Here is a 22,222-nt window from a genome sequence, read left to right as displayed (position 1 = left end):
ATTATTATTAACCGAGCATAACGCCTTCGGCTAATCGCAACTCCTTCAGAGTAGCTATAATAGTTGTGCAGCTACCCAGGGTAGCGGACTACGCCCGCAACCCTGGGCTGGGAAAGCGCAACTCCTACAGAGTTGCTGCTGCTGACAAGCTCCACAACAAAAGGGACCAGCAGCGTACCCCACCCCAGTTCTCCCAAAGGGCTTACAACTACAACCCACATCGCCGACACCATGTCCACGGAGGACACGATGTCGGCGATGCCTATATATATTAATAAGGTGTAACCCTTACTTCACTACCTTATGGCCGTTGATGATGTAGACGCCGTGGGGGAGCGAGCTGGCGTCGGTGCCGAGATAGACACCCGAGAGGGTGTAGATGCCCACCTTGGCGGGACGCGAAGAGGGGGTGTAGACATTGTCGATACCCGACTCTACGCTGGTCTGGATTTCAACCTCATCGAGGAAGAGACGGCAGGACTTGAAGGTGAGCTGCGTCTTGCCCGATGCTCTCAGCGTGGTGCTGCAGTCGGTCCACTGGCCTTCGGTCAGGTTGAAAGTAGTGGTCGACAGCGTACCGTTGCTGGTAGAGAGGGTGAGCGTATTGCTGTTGTTCTTGTCGAAGGGAGCAGCCTTGAACTTGATGGTGACAGGCGTGTTGGCGTCGACATTGAATGAAGGACTCGTCAGATTATAGGTGCCTGACGCCTTGCCATTGCGACCTACGACGGCACACTGATAAGCGCCCTTGAGGGTCATACCAGCATCCCATCCTGTAACATCGGGTTCGAAAGTACCATTGGCAAAGTTTCTTGCCATCAAAGTGCTGGCGGGCTTATAGAAGCCATTGTCGTCGTTGGCACCGGTACCGAGACAGCGGTCGAAGGTCTCCTTGAGCAGATAGCCTTCCTGAGAAGCGCCGTTGTTGAGGTTGGCAAAGTTGAACGAAGCCAGACCGCCCGAGCAAGACATCTTGCTGATGAGGATGTTCATAAGCATCCTGCCGTTGTTGTCGTTATACACCACACAGGCCGGACTGGTGTTATTGCCCAGACTGTTGTGTCCGCCATAGGGCCATGCGTCGCCCGCCTCTGTTTCACCGCTCTTGACATTGTCAGCAGGGATGATGGTGATGCGCTCGTGGTCGTTGCCTCTATCAGGAGTATTGGGGCAGTTCCACTGCCAGAGAGTAGGATTATAGTCGATATGATTGATCATAATGCCCGAAGCCGCGATATACTTGTCCCAACCTTCCTGCTGACGGTTCTCGATGAGATAGTACTCATTGCTGCTGCCGGGGTTGGTCACTTTGTAGACTTCGCCACCCTTGGCAGTGGTCTTCAGGTCCTTGACGCTGCAGGTAAGAGTTTCAGAGAGGTCAACGGGCTTGATCCATCCGCCGACCATCTTCTCGTAAGCGGTGTAGCCGGCAGGACAATACTCGTTGCCATTGTAGCTGCCCGAGCACATGAGGTCCCAGGTGCCCATGCCATACCAGGTGTTGCTGGTACCAGAGTTGCCGCGGGTGTCATACATGTCGGGATAACCCAAGCAGTGGGAGAACTCGTGGCAGATGGTGCCGATGCCCATATAGCTGCTGGCACTGCGCAACTCGTTGGAGCAGGCGTAGACGCTGACATACTTGTTGCCATACTTCACGGGCGAAGCGAGCTGCCACTTGTGGGGCCATACGGTATTTTTACCGCCACCAGTAGCCTCGCCACGGCCGGCATAGATGACATAGACTTCCTCGACAAAGCCGTCGCCGTCCCAGTCATAGGGCGAGAAGTCGAGGCCATCGGCATAAGCCTTGTTGCAGGCATCAAGTATCATACCACGGGCGTTCTGGTCGTTGCCGTTGACATTGCCACCATAAGAAACCTGCGAGCCGAGGGTATAGGGACCTACCACATCGAAGGTGATGTTGAACACGCCACCGCTCTGGGCGCTGAAGTAGTCTGCCACGCTGCCTACAAACTTACCTTCTTTGAGACCTTTCTCATTGGCCACGCGGTTGTAGTAAGCCTGGGGGTCGTCCATCGTGAAAGCGACGTCAGAGAACTGGGCGAGGATAATGAGGCAACGCTTCTCGCCGGTGAAGTTGACACGCTGTGCCACCTTCTCTCTCCACGACTTGCGCTGCTTGCCCTGACTGCGGGCAGGCTCCATCTGGCTGCGCATGTTGGTGGCGTTGAGCTGCAGCTGCTGCATGTCTGCCACACGCAGCACATCGTTGCTCTCAAGGGTGTAACAGGCGCCGTTCTCGGCTTTCCAGTAACGCATAAACTCGTCGCCACACAGCTGTACGCGAACAGTCTTGCCATCGGCAGTTTTGAAGATGCGCCACACGCTTGGGTCGGCGGGGACGGCATGGACTGCTACTGTAGCTACCAACAGCAACAGTGCAGTAAGGAATCTTTTCATCATGATTTGAATTATTTTATTTGACATTTTTGTCGATAACGTGTTCATTAGCAAACTCGTATGCAAAAATAATTATTTTTTCCAACCTAACGGCTATCATCGGGCAACAAAATGAGGTCAGGGTATAAAAAAAGATTGCCGGCGCTGTGCCGGCAATCTTTTTTATTGTCATTTCCGCATGAGTCATCACGCAGATTTCAGCTAATCGATTAGCGTACCATGGTAATGCTCTTGGCCGAGAACCATACATAACCCGTGAATGAACCGTCGGAACCGAAGATACCACCACACAAGACCTTGTCGGCATCGAAGGTGACAGTCTTGAAGTCTGCACTCCAGGTACCACCGATAGGCTCGGTAGTAAGATTTCTACCGTCTTGAGAGAAGAGACATACGTAGTTAGGAGCATTGCCAAGACCGAAGTCTACACCGTCGGCAAACTTGTAAGAACCCAGTTCGTCGAATGCCAGTGAGCCCTGTTTGGTAGCCTTGTCGTAGTCATACTTGAGCACGGCCATTGTCCAGTCATAGCCCATCATGCCAGAGACATAGAGATAGTGGTTGTAGTCCTCGCTTTCCTCATCGCCGCCGGTCACGGTTACCGACCACTCCTTGGCAGCACCATTGGCGTCGACGCACTTCATCTTCCATACACCCTGGAGTTTCTCATAGAACTCAGAGTCGTTGTCACGAAGTACAACATTGGTAGAAGAGTTGGCGCCTACCTTGGCGCCATCGGCAGAAACGATATATACTTCGAAGGTACGGTTTTCATTGATTTCATCGTCATCGACGGTCTTGACTTCTACCTTGCCGGCACCGTCAGAGATGACGATGGTAGTATCGGTGACCATATAGTTGACGTCCTTCTTGGCAGGGTTGCTGCCCGACTCTCTCATTGACACATGTACACGCACGGGAGCTGTAGTCTCACCTTTGACAACGATAGGCACATTGAAAAGACCTGCACCTTCCTTGACCTTGACTTCTGTCTTGCCCATCTCGACGGTTACGTCGGCATTGGTGTTCCAGCTGGCATCATCGTCCGAGCAGGCCGCAAAGAAAGCGGTCACTGCAAGGAGCATAAACAATTTGATATATTTCATACTGTGATGTATTCTTTAATAGTTATACTGATTAATCGGCGTATCCGGGGTTCTGCTGAGTCTTCAGCTTGGGGTTGCTGTCGAGCTCGCTCTGAGGAATAGGCCATGTGTAACGATAGTCACCAGCCTTATAGGTAACGCTTGCGCTCTTCACGGTAATGATACCGTTGATACCCATAGCGGCAGGATAGTCGGCAGTACGGCTGAAGCCGAGACCCAGACGACGCAGGTCGCTCAGACGGAAGCCCTCGCCTACAAACTCAAGCTGACGCTGACGCAGAGCCGAGGTGAGCAGCTGCTCAGAGGTGAACGAAGCGGCCTGATAGTCCTCGATACGGTTCTTGAGGAAGGTGTTCAGATAGCTTGAGCCATCCACATTGGTGCGGGCAGCAGCCTCGGCAGCGATGAGGTACATCTCAGAGAGACGGAAAGGCTTGCACATGTTGACCAGGTTGTTAGCGCTACCGGTACGCAGTGAGCTGTTGCCGGGGAACTTGACAAACTGGTACAGAGCATAGGTGCTACCCTCGACCTTTACACCCTCGTTGACCTCGAAGAATGTGTCGAAGCGCACGTCGCCTTCAACAGCGAAGGTATTCAGAGTGGCGTAGGTGGGGATATAGTCGCAAGTCTGGTTGTCGGAAGAGATGTAAGCACCACCTACCGAACCGCCAAGCTCAGTATTTGACATGAAGGGGCGGAAGATCACCTCGGTACCGGCGTCATTGGTCCAGAGCTTCTTGTAATCGGCAATGGTGGTAAGAGTATAGGCACCGTTGGTGATTACGTCCTTGGCCTTGGCAAGAGCTGTGGGATAGTCGCCCTTGACGAGAGCCACACGAGCCATCATAGCCTCTACGGCAAACGAAGATACGTAAGCGGCGTTGGGCTTGAGCAGGTCGGCTACATCACTGGCACCGCTGGCCTCGTAGGCCTTGATGCCGTCGTAGGCATTGGCAAGGTCGGTCTCGATGAGACTGAAGGTCTCTGCCAATGTGCTGCGGTCGGGATAGTAGGACGCATTGGATGTAGGATAGTAGACCGTCTGTAGGGGCAGACCAGAATGCTCTGCCTCGGGATTGGTCTGTGTGTAAGACTGGCAGAAGTGGTCGGCCAGGAAGAAGTAAGCATAGGCACGGGTAAACGAAGCCTCTGCGCGATAGCGTTTGATGGCAAGCACCTGGGCATCGGTAAGCCCCTCCTGACCCAGCAGCTTGTCGGCCTCTTCCATCAGCTTGTTACAGTTCTTGATGACGCTGTAGCAGCTACCCCACATGCTCTCGATTTCGCCGGTAGAAGCGAGGATGTTACCGCTGTTGAGCTCACCGTTACGGTTACCGTTGCTCAACAAGCCCACAAACTCGTCGGCTACCAGGTCGGGCTGGTAGAGCCAACCGCCGGAAGTAAGACCGCGAAGATTGCTGTAGAGGATGTTACGGAACTGATAGAGGTCCTTCTCGTTGCGAATTGCGGACTGGTCGTCGAGAGCTCCGAAGGGCTTCTGGTCCATGCTACATGAAGTAACGAACAATGTCGCAAGCAACATCAGTGAAAAATATATTTTTTTCATATTCTTTTCCATTTATCGTGTTATATTGTTAGAATGTAACTTCGGCACCGAGCACGAACTGGCGGGTGTTAGGATAGTTGAACTTAACCAGGTTGATATCGGGCTCTGGGTCATAACCAGAGAACGAAGTAATGGTGAAGAGGTTACGAGCGATACCAAATACCTTGAAGCCCTTGACATAGCGCAGAGGAGCAAGCCACTTCTTGGGCAGGTCGTACTGGAGGCTCAGGGTCTTCATACGCAGGAATGAAGCGTTGTCGAGCAGATTGTCGTCGAGCATGGTCACGTTGTATCCAGCAGCAGGGATATCGGTAATCTGACCGGGCTTGGTCCAGATGTTCAGCATCTTGGTCTGCTGGTTCCATGAAGTAGCGTTGGCGGGGTTGGCTGTGAAGACTTCCTCGTTCATCAGCAGGTACTTGCCGCTCTGCCAAGCGAAGTCAGCGATGATGGCAAAGCCCTTCCAGGTGAAGTTGGTACCGAAACCACCAATCCAGGGGGCATAACGGTTCTTGCCAGTCCATACAGTACAGTTCTCCTCGCTGAAGGTCTTGGTGATGTTGCCATCCTTGTCGTACCACATGGGGGCACCGTCGCGTGGGTCAACGCCTGCACGGCGGGGCAGATAGAACTCACCATAGCTGCGGCCTACCTCATAGCGTACACCGGTATTGGCGATGGTATAGTTGTCACGACCGGCAAAGAGCTCGGTGATTTCGTTCTTGTTGTAACCTACGTTGGCCTTGAAGGTCCAGCGCATGTCGCGAGTCTTGATGATGTCTACATCGACGTCGGCTTCAAATCCCTTGTTGACCATCGAACCTACGTTACCCACACCAGCAGAGAAACCAGTGGTGAAAGAGTAAGGAACGTCCATAATCATATCGGTACTCTTGTTCTTGTAGAGGTTGATGTTGACACCCAGACGGTCGAAGACGCGGGCATTGATACCGAAGTTGAGCTTGTCCACCTTCTCCCAAGTCAGCATATAGTTGGCAGCCTGTGCGATACCCAGAGTGGTCTGGCCGTTGTAGAGCGAACCCTGGCCATAGAGACCGAAGTACTCGTAGGCACCAGGACCTGCGTCACTACCGGTAGTACCATAGTTGAGACTCAGTGAGGCATCGTTGAGCCAACTTACGTCCTTGAGGAAGCTCTCCTTCTTGGCATCCCACTTCACACCGAGTGACCAGAAGGTACCCCAGCGGTGGTCGGGAGCAAACTTAGAGCTACCGTCGCGACGGATAGAGCTGTAGAAATAATACTTCTCCTTGAAGTTGTACTCCAGAGTGGCGAAGAGTGAGTTGGCAACAACCTTGGTCTGAGCGTCCTCGAGGTCAGAGAGGGCAACGTTAGTACCGCTGGTGATGTTCATCAGACGGGCATCGGCATGACCTGTTGCGAAGGCACCAAACTGCCAGTCCTTGGTGATGCGGGTTTCCTCACCGACCAGCACGTCGATGTTGTGGTCGCCAAAGCCCTTGCGGTATTCAGCAGTGTGGATGAGGTTGTACTGATAAGAAGAGGTATAACGGTTCTGTACGGCACCGGTATTCATCGAGCCTACAGCGCCATCACCTACAATGTCGCCCATAGGAGTCCGGAAAGTCTCCCAAGGCAGGTTGCGGTTGTCGAGGGTCTGGTTGACCAGCTCGAGCGACTGCTGGGCGGTCAGGGTAAGACCGTCGATAGGAGTAAGCACCTCATTGAGTGAAGTGTTGAGGGTGATACGCTTGCGGAAAGAGCGACGGTATCTGCTGTCCTGCTCCATGGTCTTCATACCAGAGTAGTGCAGATAGTCGGCCTTGGCGCCCTTGATGAGCTTGCCGCTGTCGTCGAAGCTATAATAATAAGGTACGTCGAAGGGCAGAGCCTTACGGGCAAATACCAGAGGGTTGTTAGTATAAATGCTGCTGGCACTCTGCATGGCGCTCCATACGGCGTTCTGCTCGAAGTCCTGTACACCGATGTTGGCGCTGTAGCCCACCTTGAAGAACTTGTTCAGACGAGCGTTGATACGGGCATTGAGGACAGAGCGCTGCATAGCAGACTTCTCTACCAGACCCTGCTGCTTGTGGTGGTTGTAAGACATATAGTAGTTGACTGTCTGGCTACCGCCCTGCATGGTGGCATTGATATCATAAGTAGGAGCCGAACTGCTCAGCACCTCGTCATACCAGTTGGTATTGAGGCCGTAGTTCTTGACCAGATTGCGGATTTCGTCGCTTACGGGCTGACCGATAATATCGCGGAACTGTACGTACTGCTCAGAGTTCATCATCTCTGCACCGTCGGAAGTAGGAGAAGAAACACCCCACTGGGCCTTGACACTAACCTGGGCGCTCTCGTTGTAACGGCCCTGCTTAGAGGTGATAAGGATTACACCGTTGGCAGCACGCGCACCGTAAATAGAAGTAGAGGCAGCATCCTTGAGCACGGTGATATTGGCAATGTCCTCAGGGTTGAGGGTGCTGAAGAATGTAGAGCTGATAGGGGCACCATCCAGAATGAAGAGGGGCTGGTTGCTGGTCTGCAGGAAGTTGACACCACGCAGACGGATTGTAGCTGTGGTCGAAGGGTCACCGGCTGAGCTGAGCACAGACAGACCAGAAACCTGACCGGCAAGAGCGTCGGTGAAGTTAGGGGTAACAATCTTGCCGAGCTTTTCAGAGCCTACAGTACCGATGGCACCTACAACGGCACCCACCTTCTTGGCCTGGCCGTAACCGGTAACCACTACTTGCTCCAATACATGACTGTCGGGGTCGAGCACGACCATCATGTTGGCAGAGGCTTTAAGACGCTTGGTAACCATACCGATGGATGAAAACTCGAGTTCAGCGTTCTTGCTGTTTACCACGAGCGAGAATTTTCCATCAATGTCTGTGGCGACACCAGTCTTGGTGCCTACGACTTTAACAGACGCACCAATTACAGGCTCGTTGTCTTCGCTGCTGACTACGGTACCTGTAACTTTTGTTTGTGCCAGCGCCATTCCTATGCTCAGGAAGAGGCAGGCAAAAAACATCGATAGTCTTTTTTCCATAAAATCTCTCTCTTTTAAATTAAAAACTATATTAACTATTATTATTATTTCATCCTCAATGACAAGTTTTCGGGGTCTTACCACCGTCTCCGGCAGCATTATGCTGACATTTTGGAAACCAAAAGCGCAAAAAACAATCCTTTAAGCACAACCTTAGAGCCGTTTTTAAGTCGTTTTGCAACTATATGTACGTGCAAAATTAATAGTATTAATGATAAATAGCAAAAATTATACAAAATATTATTACGGGGTTAACGTTTATTAACTATTAAAGGAGCTTTCAGATGATTTATATCAAGGATTGCGACTGTAGAAGATAACAAATTATAATTAGAAAGCCACAATATTTAACGGATTGTTATCGATAGGGGTATATTTAATCATTATTTATTCATCCGAGGTAATGTTAAAAACCTCAAACTGCCAAATCAGCGTTTTCGAGTTGGCTTATAGCATAGTAGGAGGGCTACCCCGCGTCCGTTTCCCACCACGTCCACCCCTTTTCCTCCCGCATTTGCAAGCAGCGGGATGATTGTTGTGATGGCGGAGGTTGGCGACACCCACACCGAGACCTATGCAAAAAGTCCCGAGCACAGCCTAATGACGCCCGAGCACATCGAAAACCCGATTTCGTGGTGTGAAATGGTGATTGCAAGCCAGGATATCCATTATGCAAGCCACGAAATGACGATTTCACACCATGAGCGTCGTTTTACGATGTACATTGACGGGATGGGGCAAGACAATAAAAGATACAAAAAGCCGATGGCGTCTTCTGAAGGCTCCGCCTTAGTGGCGCTGACGGCATCGGCAGGAGGAGAGGCCCCTCCCTTAACCTTCCCCAAGGGGCGGGAGTTCATACTTGGTGTGTTTAAGGCGCTTAGATAAAACTCCTTCCCCTTGGGAGATACGGGGATGGCCCCCAGCGGCGACTCCTACATCCATGCACACGAACATTATACCCTCCATGACGAAACCGTCGTAAGCAGCGGCAACTCCTACATCCATGCACACGAACATTATACCCCTTATGGCGAAACCCACGGAAGCAGCGGCAACTCTGAAGGAGTTGCGATTCCCCAGCCCAGGGTTGCGGGCGAAGCACGCTACCCTGGGTATGCACCCCCACTAATCTTGCTACTCTGTAAGAGTTGCGATTAGCCGTAGGCGTTACACGCAGCAGGACAAAGGAAGGCTAAGGGTAGGTGGGTATTACAAGATGGAGTATAACGTCTTCGGCTAAACGCAACTCCTACAGAGTTGCTTCATCTTATTATTCATGTACCCAGGGTAGAGGCGCTGCGCACCTCAACCCTGGGCTATGAAATCGCAACTCCTACAGAGTTGCCAAGGGTGCGCACCGTCCACAATGGGCTACCTATATCATTGTCATCCCCTTGCAGCATCAACGAATGGAGGACGACAACCACAGCGTTACCCCCAACCGCCCCACTCCACCTTATTATATATATAGGGCGCACCTCTCTGCCCACATCGGGGCACTAAAAAACCCCAGACCGAATTAGGGCTGTACCCACCACAAGCAGCTGTTTTTTTACCGGCGACAGCCGGACTTTTTTTACGGCCGCAGGCCGCTTTTTGAACCGTGGGGAATGCTGTCGTCATGCGGCGCATGACGGTGGGGATGGTGACGATGGCAAGGAGGAAAACTCGTTTTCCGACGGACATTGGCTCCAGACCCACCAAGGCGAAGCCGACAGCATCCATCACGGTTTTTTGTGTTTACCTCATCCCCTTGCAGCATAAACGAGTGGAGGACGACAACCACAGCGTTACCCCCAACTGCCCCACTCCACCTTATTTTATATACAGGGCGCACTTCTCTGCCCACCCCAGGGCACGAAAAAGCCCCAGACCGGGTTGGGGCTGTACCCACCACAAGCAGCTGTTTTTTTACCGGCGTGAGCCGGACTTTTTTTACGGCCGCAGGCCGCTTTTTGAACCGTGGGGGATGCTGTCGTCATGCGGCGCATGACGGTGGGGATGGTGACGATGGGCCCCAGCGGAAATTCCTACATCCATGCACACGAACATTATACCCTCCATGACAAAACACACGTAAGCAGCGGCAACTCTGTAGGAGTTGCGATTCCCCAGCCCAGGGTTGCGGGCGAAGCACGCTACCCTGGGTAAACACCCCCGCTAACCTGGCTACTCTGTAAGAGGTGCGATTAGCCGTAGGCGTTATTCTCAATCTTATGGTTTCCGCCTACCCAGTTCTTGCAATTATCCTGCTGCGGGTAACGCCTTCGGCTAAACGCAACTCCTACAGAGTTGCTATCCTTTTTCGCATCAATACCCAGGGTAGAGGCGCTGCGCACCTCAACCCTGGGCTATGAAATCGCAACTCCTACAGAGTTGCCAAGGGTGCGCACCATCAACAATGGACCACTTATATCATTGTCATCCCCTTGCAGCATCAACGAGTGGAGGACGACAACCACGGCGATACCCCCAACCGCCCCACTCCACCTTATTATATATATAGAGCGCACCTTTCTGCCCACCCTGGGGCACGAAAAAGCCCCAGACCGGGTGGGGCTGGGGCTCTTGATGAAATATGAGAGACTTAATTCAACAGTCTGAACTTCTGGGCTACATTCCACTTCACGACGAGGGGCTTTGCCTCCTTGCCGTTGACCACGGGGATGACGTGGATGCGGCGGGTGGCGTGGGGGCGACGGAAATAGAGATAGCTCACGCGTATCGACTTACGCTCGTGGGGCTTGAGACGCACCATGGAAGGCATCTTGAGCACCGTATTGTTGGGCACACGCTTGAACTGGATGGTCATCGGCTTGTCGGTGTCGTTGGCGAGCTTCAGCTCGAAGGTGTGGATCTGCCCCACGGTCAACTCGGGAAACGGCAACATCTGCTGGTTCATGAAGAGGCCGTGTCCGTAGTCGAAGGGATGGTCTTCACGCACGGGGTGGACCATAGGCACGATGTTGGCCTTGACCCAGAGACGCACGTAAGCCGAACCGTCGTTGACGAGCACCACCACCTGCTTGACAAAGTTGCCCTGCTTGTGGTCGGGGTCGAGCGACACGGTGACCCGGGCTGTCTCGCCCGGACGCACGGCACGCTTGGTATAGTCGGCGACCATGCAGCCACACCACGTGTTGACTGCCGAAATGGCCACGGGACTCTTGCCGTTGTTGCGCAGACGGAAGACATGGACCACCTTACCGTCTTTCTCGTAGATGGTACCGAAGTCGTGGGTGCGCTCTACGGGCTTGAACGTCTCAAGAAACTGTGGTTCGCCCTGTGCCTGTGCCGTGAGTGCCGTGAAGAGTGAAAGTATGAGGAATAGCAATGATTTCATCATGTCATTATCCTTAGATTGTTAGGAAAGTATAGGGTGCCCACGCCCCAATCATGAGGAGGGGCACCCCTGTCAACGCTATCGATTGAACTGAATCAATCTTCTATGCATGTTCAGTCTACGAAGGTGAGTCCCCAAGTTGTGGAGACATAGCTTGCGCCCCATCCATAGTTGCCGTAGCTCCAACCCCAGTGGCTGGGATCGAGCGTCTGCTCTACCTTGACATAACGGGCATTGACAGCACCATAGAGTACATACCACTGGCTGCTCCAGCTCTCACGATAGGTGCCCTTGCCATTGACATCGCCCAGGTCTACCCAGTTGGCATTGTCCTCGCTCAGATAGAAGCGGAACGACTTGCCGGGAGAACAAGAGAGCTTGAAGGCACCCACCTTGTGTACGGCTCCGAAGTCTACGACAAACGAGGCATTGTCGATATTGAACTGAGAGAACTTCCATGTCGACAGTTTGAGTTCATCCTTATTGTAGTTGACGGCAGAGATACACTTCCAGGCGCTGATGTCGCTCACGGCTGTACCCAGCAGTGCTGTAGGATTGTCCTGGATGAGGCTCTCCTCGGTGGTCACCACGAGATAAGCCACCTGGCTGTCGAGGGTCACCTTGGTGCCGTTGGCATACTCAGCTACGAGTCGCAGCGGAGCCACATAGCCTGCCTCGGTCAGCGTCTGACCCAGCTCGGTGGGCAGCTCCACATGGAGTTGGGCGCCTTGACTTCCAGCAGCCACCGTGGCAGCTGTCACCTCGAGGGCACCAGCCACATTGGCGGGCAGTGACTTGTAGTTCTTGCCGTTCTCGGTGTTGTAGGCATCCACGAGGCTGTTGTCTACGGTAGCCGACACCTTCACATCACTGTCGAGCGCGAAGTGCAGGCTCACGTTATAGTCGGCCTTGACCTCGCCAAAGACTCCCACGGGAGTGCGCACGATGCTGCTCTTGGCTGAGTTTGAGCCTGCGAGATAGACCATATCGTTGGTGGTATGGATGGCTACATAGTAGACGCCCATCTCCTCGCTTGCCACCACGGGACGGTCGGTATCGAGGGACCCCTCCTTGACGGCGGTGAGTCTGAGGGGCACCACATACTCGGGCTCGGTCAGACGGGCACAAGCCTCGGCGGGGATGGTCACCTTGAGAGGTTCGGAGGCCACGTTGGCTCCGGCGCTGATGCCCGTCTTCTCCAGCTGGATGGCAGCGAGCACATCGGCAGGCACGGTGGTGGCCACGCCGTTATATTCCTTGTTATATTCAGATACCATTGTGGTGTCGGGGGCGGCACTAATGGTGATGCTGTCTGCCGAAGCATACTGCAGACGCGCCTTGACGTTGGCGGTGATGTCGCCGAAAGAGCCTACCGGTGTGTGGTAGACGGTACACTCGGTCACTTTGGCTACCGACTGGTCTACGTAGATGAGGTTGTTGTTGGAACCGTCTACATCGTAGGCCTCGTCGTCGCTACAGCCGCTGAGAGTGGCTGTTCCAAGGAACAGCACTCCACAGGCGATATATAATTTGTTCAGTTTCATTGATTGTAAGTTTTATCGGTTAGACGACACTGTATTAGTAGGGGCACTTATGATTGGGCACCCATGATGGTGAGCCACTCTTGGCCACGGCGTTGTATCCATGACCGGTCTGGTCGAGGATCGAACCGTCTTCCTGCTGGTCTGTACCGCAGAAGCGCCAGTATGCGATGAGTCCCGGTGTGTGGGGGTCTACATAGCAGATGTTGTTGAGCAGGTCGGCAGGAGTGCGGGCAACGTTCCATACGCGGAATTCACTTACGCGGCCGTTGAGATAGCGGCCTCCGGCAGAGTAGCCGATGGCGAAGGGACCGTTGTTGTCACCGTATGAGGTTCCGTAATCATAGCTCCACACGAGCGAGATGTCGCCAGTAGCCTTGACAGGGTCACCCATAGGTTCGCCGTCGAGATACATGGTAATCTGAGAGCCGTCATAGACACAGGCAAAGTGGCACCATTTCTTGGTGGGGAAGTGGGTGGGGAATGTGGTGGGGTGAGCCGTTCCCTTGTCGGGCTTGTCCCAAGAGGGCGCACCGGTCTTGCCACCGGCGAGCTGCAGCTGGTCGGGGTCGCACGATACGTCGCCGAAGCGCAGCAGGAAGTTCTCCTCGCATCCCATCAGTGAAGAGATGTAGGGATTGGTGTGGCAGAAGTCGTTGACATATACTTTGCACTCCATAGTGAGCTGGGAGAGATGACCCAGGGCCTCGTTGTTGCGGAAGCCGGGAACCAGGAATGGCCTGCCGTTGATGTCGGCCACGTCGGTAGTGATGATGGGCACGAAGACGATGTATGCCACCGAGCCAGCCTCGAGCAGATTGCCATCGCTCTTGACGCGCACGGGCAGACAATAGTTCTTGCCTTCCTCAAACTGTGATGGATCGCCTATCATCAACTTGGCCTGAGATGACACAAAGTTACCCGGGGTGATGGTAACGTTGGCATCCTCGATGCTGTAAGCCGATGTGGGAGGCACGATGTAGCTCGAGTTGTTGGCCTTGTTGTAGGCGTCGAGCAGCTCGGGGGCAGCCTCAAAGGTGGCCGTGACGGGGGCGCTCACCTTGCCGGTGCAGGTGACAGAGAGGTCTACCTGGTCGGCGCCCTCAAAGCCCTTGCGTATGGTATTCTTCTGCATGGTGCCCGTGATGTAAACCACATCGCGGTAGTCGCCATTGCTCTCCTGACAGGCGGCGAAGACCAGGGCTACCATAGCCATCATAAATAATCTTATCTTATTCATAATCGTTGTTCTAAATCTTTATACTGTTACTAATCACGGTTTTAGTGGATAGCAGGGTTCTGGATTTGGATGCCGTGGCGCATATTGGCGTAGTTGCTGCATCCATAGCCAGTGTTGATATAGTCGCGGTGCATGAAGAAGGCACCAAAACCACCCTTGCGGCCAGTGCTGGGCTGATAGCGGGCATAATTGAGCAGCTGTCCGCACTCAGCAGCCTTCCAGTTGTCACCCACGTTCTCGGTATAGACCACCTTCTCGGTAGGACAGCCACTGAAGGGCACGCGACCGGGGCTTCCGCCATAGGTCTGGTTGACATACCAGTTGGTAAACTTATTGGTATTGCCGCTGGGGGCACTTCCGTAGTAGTCAATGCAGAGTAGCATGTTGGGGTTGCCCTTGATGGTAAATCCGTCGGGATAGGTAAAGGTGCTGTCGGGCGATGCCATGGGGCCGACGAACTGGCCTACATACTCCACGAAGTAGTCGAGGTTGCCACCGGAGAGCGGGTCGCCCTCAGGCTCATAGTCCATGTCGATACCGTCGAGTCCATTCTCAAAGATGGGACGCAGCAGGTCCTGGGCGTAGGCACGCATGGCTGCCTGGGGGTCGTTCTGCTTTACCCAGATAGAGTCGTAGAACTCTGGACGGGTGCGGATGCGGATGATGGTAGGTACCACGAGCCGGGTACCCTTGACTTCCTGCACATACTTCATCTCACGATATACCTCGGGCAGATAGTGAGTATCTACGTGGGTAGAGTCGTCAGAGGGGATGCCACCCCAGAGTGAGCAGATATCGAGCGAGTCGGGCAGACCGAGGAAGCGGGTAGCCAGCGAGGTGCTCTGGGTGTAGTCGGCGAACCATCCCCAAGCGATGGAATGGTCACTCTTCTTGTAGTCGCGCAAGTTCTTGTAATACTGCGGGCCGTAGGTGGTGGGGGCAACCACCGTGGCGTTCTCTACATCGGTATCGCATGAAGCAAACATGCAGGCGATGAGCAGCAGCGGCATAATATATTTCATTATTTTCATAGATGCTGTCATTTAGGTGATTAATGTTTAGGGTTCTTGTCCCACCAGAGTTTGGTACCGCCATTGTCGGGACCACCGAGCAGACCTACGGCAGCCTGTACATTAGCATTGTTGTTGGAATACTCAGAAGCGGGGAAGCGCAGACGACGAATCTGCAGATTGGTATTTACTGCGCCGTTGCTGGCGTTATGGTCTACGGTGAAAAGCTTGGGATAACCCGTACGGCGATACTCACTCCAAGCCTCCTGACCATCGGGGAAGATGGCGAGATACTTCTGGGTGATGATGCGCTCGAGCTTCTGCTCGGTCTGGGCGTTGTTGTCCCACTTGGGGGTGATGGTGCTCAGCGCCGAGGCGTCGCGACCGTTGCCGCTGTTGTCGGTGAAGGTGGCGGGCACGTTGTTGCTCTCCAGATAGGCATCGGCACCGCTCACGCCACGCTCCTGGAACGAAGCGCGTACACCAGCCTTATAGAGTTCTTCGACCGAGCTTGCGCCCATATCCCATCTGAGCTTGGCCTCAGCTCTGAGGAAGAAGCTCTCGGCTGCCGACATCCACTGTATGGCTGCATTTGACTCCACATTCGCTACCGATGTCTTGGCTGTATAGTCGCTCTGGTTGCGTATCTGCAGACCGGGATAGACGCCGTGGATGCCACCACCGTTGGCGGCTTCGGCGAAGTAGACCTTGGCACGAGGGTCGGCGTAGCCGTTGAGATAGCTGTCGATAGAGGCACCCATGCGCATATCGCCGAAGCTCTGGGTAACCTCCCAGATGGGGTTCAGGTAAGAGTACTTGGCATTGTTGGCATGAAGTGCCGTCTTCTCAAGGAAGCCCAGGCTGTTATCGATAGACTTCTGAGCCTCCTGCTTGGCGAGGGCCTCGTTGGCATAAGCCACGCGGAGAGCCAGACGCAGACGCAGGGTATTGGCAAACTTGACCCAGCTCTCTACATCGCCGCCGAAGACAAAGTCAAAGTTGGCGAGGAGCTTGGCAGAAGCCGATGCCTCATGATAGGAAGTGAGCACGTCGATGGCGTCGTCGAGCTCGGCAAAGAAGGCTTTGTACACATCCTCCTGGCTGTCGTAAGCCACATTGATGCCGGTACCGAAGCGGGTGTAGGGCAGCGGGCCATACATGTCTGCCAGACGGCTCATGCCGAATACCTTGACCACATTGCCCAGAGCTGTCACGGCAGCCGTACCGTTCTTGTCAGAGTTGGTCTTCAGCGAGAGCCAGGGCTGCATCAGATTGGTATAGGTGTCGTTGAAGGGCAGGTTTACCCACTTGTCGGGCATCAGATAATGGGCATTGTGCAGCGAGCCCACATCGTAAGAAGCCTTGATATTGGAGAAATAGCCAGAGAAGAGGCCGCCGGTGAGCATATCCTCTACCTGGTAATCGGCGCCCTTGTCCAGACCTACGATGAATACGTTGTGCTGCATCTGGGAGAAGAAGGCACCGGTATTCATATTGTCGTGGGTCATATCTTCTTCAGTAGCCGAGTTATGGTCAGTGTTCCACTTGTCAAACTCAGACGTACATGAAGAGAGCACTACGGCAGATGCCATGACGGCGAGACTGCCTGTGATGAATTTATTGAGTTTCATAATCGTTATAGGGTCTTTAGAAGTCAACTTTTACAGAGAAACCAAGATTGCGCAGGCTCGGCATCATGAAGTTGTCGATACCGGTGAAGTAGGTACCCGTACTGGCGGTGAGTTCGGGGTCGAACGGAGCCTTGCAGTAGAACATGAGCAGGTTGCGGCCGGTGAAGGCGAGGCGCAGGTTCTCTATCCAGGGCACCCACTTGCTGATGGGCAGACTGTAGCCCACAGAGAGTTCAGACAGACGCACGTTGGTAGCGCTGTAGATGTAGTATGCACCCACGCTGGGACCTATCTTGCTGTAGTAGTCCTGGGCAGGGATGCGGTAGCCGTTGACGAGTGCGCCACCCAGGTCGCGGGCCTCGGCTGTAGTCTTGCTGGCACCGAAGTAGTCCATGTAGCCCTGGGTAATGGATGATACCCGACCACCCACACGGGCACTGATGAGGAAGCCCAGGTCTATGCCCTTCCAGGAGAAGCTGTTGCGCCAGCCCATGTTGTACTTGGGATTGACGTTGCCGGCATATACATACTTGCCTTCATCCACACCGGCGATGTTGCGCGAGGTGTAGTCGACGATGAGGTAGCCGTGCTCGTCCATCTTGGGGATGGTGACATAGAGGTCGCCCATAGAGCCGCCCTCGGTGAGGCGCACCTTGACAGAACCCAGATTGAGCATGTCCATGCCGTCGAGCGACACGTTTACCTTGTTGCCGTTGGCAAGGGTGAGCTCGGTAGGAGCGAGGAGTTGCTTGATTTTGTTCTTGTTGAGGGTGTAGGTGAAGGTGCTTGACCACTTCACGGGACCCAGAGGTTGGTTCAGCGTGAGCGAAGCCTCAATACCCTTGTTGTCGATACGACCACCGTTGATAGGCAGCTTGCTGTAACCCGACGAGGCAGACAGTTCGGGAAGGAAAAACTGGTCGGTGGTGCGGGTAGAGTAAAGGCTGACGTTAAGGTTTACCTTGTCCTGCCACAGGTTGGCCTGCAGACCCAGCTCCCATGCCTTGGTGCGCTCGGGCTTCAGGTTGTTGTTGGGATAGTAAGAGGTAGTAGAGGGCGCGGCGTTGGAGTAAGTGTAGCGGGTGAGCGCATAGAACTTCTCGGGTGTGTTACCCACCTCACTGTAGCTGCCACGGAGCTTGAGGAAGGAGAGCACCTTGCTCTTCAGACCAGGTATCATCTCGGTCAGGATGGCGCTCACACCGGCAGAGGGATAGAAGAAGCCTTTGTTGCGATACTGGGTGTTGCCGAGGAAAGAGTCCCAGTCGTTGCGGGCGGTGAGGTCGAGATAGACCATACTCTTATAGCCCACCTGGGCGGTGGCAAAGACACTCTGTACCTGGTGGTGGTAGTTGAGTGCGGGGTCGGCGTCCATGTGTGAGTTGGCGCGGTTTACGGCATTGAGGGTGAAGTTGTTGGCGACATTGAGGAAACCGCCGACATAGGTGTAGCTGGTCTCCACATCCTTGATAGAGGTACCGAGGTTGGCGGTGAGCGAGAAGTCACCGAAGTACTTGTCGATATTCAGGATGGCGTCGCCGTAGATTTGACGGGTGTTGTCGTTGGTGCGGTAATAGGCACCATACTCACCGGCGAAGAGGGGGTCGGTAGAGGCGGCATAGCGTTTCTCATAGATGCCAGAGGTCTTGTCCATCTTGGCACGGCCAGAGAGGGTGATGCCCTTGGCGATATCGAAGGTCAGACCAGCACTGAGGATAAAGCGGTCCTTGTGGTTTTCGGCGATGTCGCGGTTGATTTCCCAGTAGGGGTTCATCATGGAGAGTCCCTGGTTGCCGAAAGGCCAGTACTGGGTCTTGAAGTTGCGTTCGGGGTCGTACTGCTCAAAGGGAGTGTACTTGCGGATATCGTCGCCGGCGGGGAAGAGGTAGACGGGGACGATGGGGTTGAAGTAGAAACCCTGGGATATCATGTTCTGTTCCTTTACACTCATGTACATGGCGCTGAGGTCAAGGTGCAGACGGTCTTTGAGGAAGTCAGTGGTGTTGCGGACGGTAAAGTTGTAGCGCGACATCTCGTTGTTCTCCACGATACCCTCGGCATTGGTGGTAGAGGCAGAGACAAAAGTCTGGCTGTGCTCCGAACCTACAGAGAAGGTAACCGAGTTGCCCACGTTGTAACCTGTCTGGAAGAAGTCGAGCGGGTCGTAGCTTGAGGGAGTAGCCAGCTTGGAGCCCCAACTTGAGAAGGTGCCGTTGCCGGTCTGTCCGTAAGTGTTCTGGAACTCGGGAGTCACAAAGGGTGAGAAGAAGGAGGTGTTGTTGCTGTAGCTCACGCGCACCTTGCCCACAGTACCCTTCTTGGTGGTAATCATGACCACACCGTTGGCAGCGTCGCTACCATAGAGGGCAGAGGCGGCAGCACCGCTCAGCACCGAGATGCTCTCGATATCATCGGGGTTCACCATAGAGGCGGCGTCGCCGGTCTGGGCGTCACCGTGGTAGGCGTCGGTAGGTTGGTTGGCCTGGAGCGAAGGCATGGGAATACCGTCAATCACGTAGAGGGCGTTGTTGTTGCCGTTGATAGACTTGTTACCACGCATCACCACCTTGACACCACCACCGATACCGGCAGCACTGGCGTTGATTTCAACACCTGCCACCTTGCCGGCGAGGGCGTTCATGAAGTTGGCGTCCTTGACACCGGTGATATCCGAGTTCTTGAGTTGCTGCACATTATAGGTCAGTGCCTTCGACTCTTTCTTGATACCCAGGGCGGTAACGACCACCTCGTTCAGGGTCTTCTCGTCCTGAGAGATATTCACGGTCAGGTTGTCGCCTTTGGCGGTAACTGACTTGGGCTGGTAGCCGAGATACGACACCTCTATCTTGCTGCCTTCTTCGGCAGAGATGGTGAAGTTGCCGTCCAGGTCGGTCACCACGGCAGCGCCAGTGGCCTTGCTGCGTACGGTAGCGCCTATCACGGGCTCACCGTTCTCGTCGAGCACCTGACCCTTGACGGTCTTCTTGGGAGCCTGGGAGTCCTTGGCAGCGGGTTTGGCTTCACGCTTGAAGATGGTAATCATCTTGTGGTCTATCTTGAAGCCAAGATGAGAGCCCAAGACCTTAGTTAACACGTCGCGGACGGGTGTGGCATGGAAGGTGGCTGTCACCTTCTGGCTGGCGTTCACTTCGTCCACTTTGTAGATTACAGACATCTTGGTTTGGCGTTCCACTTCTTTCAATACGTTGCGGAGGCTCTCGTTACTGAACGTCTTGGTAACGGTCTGAGCACTCATGCTGAGCGCACTGAACATCAGTGTGACCAACAGGCAGATGCCGAGCAATTTGCTTTGCTTACTGTTCATAGCAGTTGGTTGTTTTTAGTTAGACAATTTAATATATAGGTTTTATTTTCAGTAGTGTTTAGTAGAGGTGTTTTGGTATTGGCGGGGCGGGGGGCAGTCGCCGATGGTAATCTCCTTTCCATCGCGACATACCTGCATGCTTGTGATGCTCTGGAGAGCGTCGAGCACATCGTCTATGGTCTCCTTGTTGCGCAGCGAGATGGCAAACTCCATCTTGCGCAGACGCTCAGAGGTGATAGTGATGTTTACAGCGTAGCGGCGGGAGAGCAGCTTGGCGAGGTCTTCGAGGCTAATCTCAGAGAATTCGGTCATGCCCTGTACCCACGCATGGTGGTCGGTGGTATAGCGGCTCTTGGAGAATTTACCGGTAATCACATTGAGGCTTACCATATCGCCGGGCTCCATCGTGAGGCGGTCGGCGCCGCGGTCTATCACCACCTTACCCTGCAAGAGGGTCGTGGTGATGTTCTTGTCATCATTGTAGGCAGAGATGTCAAAGCGGGTACCCTTGACCACCACGTCGTAGCCGCGGGTGTTTACCACAAACTCGGCGCCATCGCGCTTGGCGACCTCGAAATAGCCTTGTCCTTCGAGGACTACACGGCGGTTATTGTCACCGAAGCGGTTGGAATAGCGCAGCGAAGAGCCTGCGTTGAGCCATACCAGCGAGCCGTCGGGCAGAGAGAGGCGGGTCTTGCTGCCCATAGGTGCGGTGAGGGTGTAGTAGTGTTCGGGCTGAAGGCTGGTGGCATACCACCCGACAAAAGCCGAGCACAACATAAGCAGCACCACGGCAGCCGCTGCTGCCACACGCCACATTGGCCGGCGCTGCCGACGAGCCTCGGCGCCACACATCCAGTCACAGAAGCGTGTCCATGCGCTTTCGGTGACCATATCGAAGTGTGGACGCGACGCCCATTCGGCTTCCCAGCTGCGGAAAGTGGCAAGGGCCTCACTGTCCTGTGCGAGGTAATCGAACAGAGCTTTCTCATCTTCGGGGGAAATCTTTCCCTCGAAATACTTGTTGGCCAATGCCTTCATTTCACTTCCCATCAACATTTCTTAATATAACGTTAGTATTGGTTTCACTATTAGGATGGCGCCGGCGGTCTTTCCGAAGACGCCCGAGCACGTCATTACTGACATACTGTCACTATTGAAACAACCCGTAGACACTTTACCCGCCCTCGGAGATAACTTTTTTTCAAAAATATTTGCACTTTTCTGCTTAAACCCAAATCGGTCATTAGGATTTCTCTGTGTCGTACGGCAAAGAGAAATCCTTTAATTTTTCCCATATAGATAAGAATGATTGTCGTGTTTTTAGTGATCTAGCCAAATATAGGATGTGCTTGTCTTTTGTTTTTCCCAGATAGGCTGGCGTCGATATCAACTCGTATCGGATAGTCTTCAGAAATTTCTTCTTGTTGGAATTGATCAGCGCATGTCTGAACAACGACATAAAGTTATATGCCATAACAATGAAATTCCCACATGCCTCTGTTGCCCAGAAGTTATTTGTGACAAAGTCATCGATGGAGAAATCATTCTTCAATTCTTTTATCCTATTCTCAGAATCCGCTCTTCCGCGATATGAGTCATATACAATCTTGGCCGGCAGGTCAAGGTCTGTTACAAAGCAGCTGTATCGGTATTTTCCGAAATCCTGCTCATCCTCAAAAAGCTCCAGTTGCTTGATTTGCTTTCCTGCAGCTTTGGGGCGCTTGTCTATTTCTTGCCTGACCATCACAATGCGTCTAGGCTTCTCCCAACCGTTTGCCTGATAGATGGTTTCGGATATTTCCAATCCGTCTGTTAGCTCTATCCATTTGCGTTCATGGGTGAGACTGTACTTTATACGATTGTTGAAACGGCAGGCAATGATATAGTGTAACCCTTTCATTTCCAGATAGTCAAGTATTTCCTTCGCAAAGAAACCGCTATCCATGCGGACCAGCCCGACACGTTTGCCCTCAAGTTTTG

Annotated in this window: 14 protein-coding genes; 2 read left to right on the top strand and 12 right to left on the bottom strand. The window is 53.6% G+C overall.

The genetic code is table 11. The annotated features are described in order from the left end of the window. The first annotated feature begins 65 nt into the window (after positions 1-65). A complete protein-coding gene (locus tag CIK87_RS14065; protein WP_144008177.1) occupies positions 66-275 on the top strand; it encodes a hypothetical protein in 210 nt (69 codons plus the stop codon). Between the two features lie 13 nt (positions 276-288). Here the strand turns inward: CIK87_RS14065 and CIK87_RS09975 are convergent, their stop codons facing one another. The 4 genes from CIK87_RS09975 to CIK87_RS09960 form a co-directional block, all read right to left on the bottom strand. Then, positions 289-2,427 carry a M6 family metalloprotease domain-containing protein gene (locus CIK87_RS09975; protein ID WP_158216237.1) on the bottom strand — a complete coding sequence of 713 codons (2,139 nt, stop codon included), beginning with the start codon at positions 2,425-2,427 and terminating at the stop codon, positions 289-291. Positions 2,428-2,633: 206 nt separating this feature from the next. Further along, on the bottom strand, positions 2,634-3,530 hold the full coding sequence (locus tag CIK87_RS09970; RefSeq protein WP_094387050.1) for a Calx-beta domain-containing protein: 897 nt from the start codon (positions 3,528-3,530) through the stop codon (positions 2,634-2,636). 31 nt (positions 3,531-3,561) lie between these two features. Beyond that, positions 3,562-5,100 carry a RagB/SusD family nutrient uptake outer membrane protein gene (locus CIK87_RS09965; RefSeq protein ID WP_022310336.1) on the bottom strand — a complete coding sequence of 513 codons (1,539 nt, stop codon included), beginning with the start codon at positions 5,098-5,100 and terminating at the stop codon, positions 3,562-3,564. A 28-nt stretch (positions 5,101-5,128) separates the two neighbouring features. Continuing rightward, on the bottom strand, positions 5,129-8,146 hold the full coding sequence (locus CIK87_RS09960) for a SusC/RagA family TonB-linked outer membrane protein (protein ID WP_094387048.1): 3,018 nt from the start codon (positions 8,144-8,146) through the stop codon (positions 5,129-5,131). Between the two features lie 528 nt (positions 8,147-8,674). Between CIK87_RS09960 and CIK87_RS09955 the strand changes: the two genes are divergently transcribed. Then, entirely contained in the window at positions 8,675-9,034 is a 360-nt protein-coding gene (locus CIK87_RS09955) for a hypothetical protein (protein WP_094387047.1), read from the top strand. A gap of 1,702 nt (positions 9,035-10,736) precedes the next feature. On the opposite strand, the gene CIK87_RS09945 is transcribed toward CIK87_RS09955, so the two are convergent. The 8 genes from CIK87_RS09945 to CIK87_RS09910 all read right to left on the bottom strand — a co-directional run. Then, entirely contained in the window at positions 10,737-11,495 is a 759-nt protein-coding gene (locus CIK87_RS09945) for a DUF1573 domain-containing protein (protein ID WP_094387045.1), read from the bottom strand. A 110-nt stretch (positions 11,496-11,605) separates the two neighbouring features. Further along, positions 11,606-13,036, bottom strand: a complete 1,431-nt coding sequence (locus CIK87_RS09940) for a BT_3987 domain-containing protein (protein ID WP_094387044.1) — start codon at positions 13,034-13,036, stop codon at positions 11,606-11,608. A 34-nt stretch (positions 13,037-13,070) separates the two neighbouring features. Further along, positions 13,071-14,273 (bottom strand): DUF1735 and LamG domain-containing protein, encoded by a 1,203-nt coding sequence (locus CIK87_RS09935; protein ID WP_094387043.1) that lies wholly within the window; start codon positions 14,271-14,273, stop codon positions 13,071-13,073. A gap of 41 nt (positions 14,274-14,314) precedes the next feature. Then, complete coding sequence (locus CIK87_RS09930) at positions 14,315-15,295, bottom strand: glycoside hydrolase family 18 (RefSeq protein ID WP_158214704.1); 981 nt, start codon at positions 15,293-15,295, stop codon at positions 14,315-14,317. Positions 15,296-15,324: 29 nt separating this feature from the next. Then, entirely contained in the window at positions 15,325-16,914 is a 1,590-nt protein-coding gene (locus tag CIK87_RS09925; protein WP_022310602.1) for a RagB/SusD family nutrient uptake outer membrane protein, read from the bottom strand. Positions 16,915-16,930: 16 nt separating this feature from the next. Continuing rightward, a complete protein-coding gene (locus CIK87_RS09920) occupies positions 16,931-20,239 on the bottom strand; it encodes a SusC/RagA family TonB-linked outer membrane protein (RefSeq protein WP_094387041.1) in 3,309 nt (1,102 codons plus the stop codon). A gap of 48 nt (positions 20,240-20,287) precedes the next feature. Further along, complete coding sequence (locus tag CIK87_RS09915) at positions 20,288-21,292, bottom strand: FecR family protein (protein WP_158216236.1); 1,005 nt, start codon at positions 21,290-21,292, stop codon at positions 20,288-20,290. Between the two features lie 193 nt (positions 21,293-21,485). Further along, positions 21,486-22,222 (bottom strand): transposase (locus CIK87_RS09910; RefSeq protein ID WP_144008070.1); only part of this gene is annotated, 737 nt, incomplete at its 5' end.

Source organism: Prevotella sp. P5-64 (assembly GCF_002251285.1).
In the GTDB taxonomy this organism is placed as follows: domain Bacteria; phylum Bacteroidota; class Bacteroidia; order Bacteroidales; family Bacteroidaceae; genus Prevotella.
This window is presented reverse-complemented; position numbering and strand designations above follow the sequence as displayed.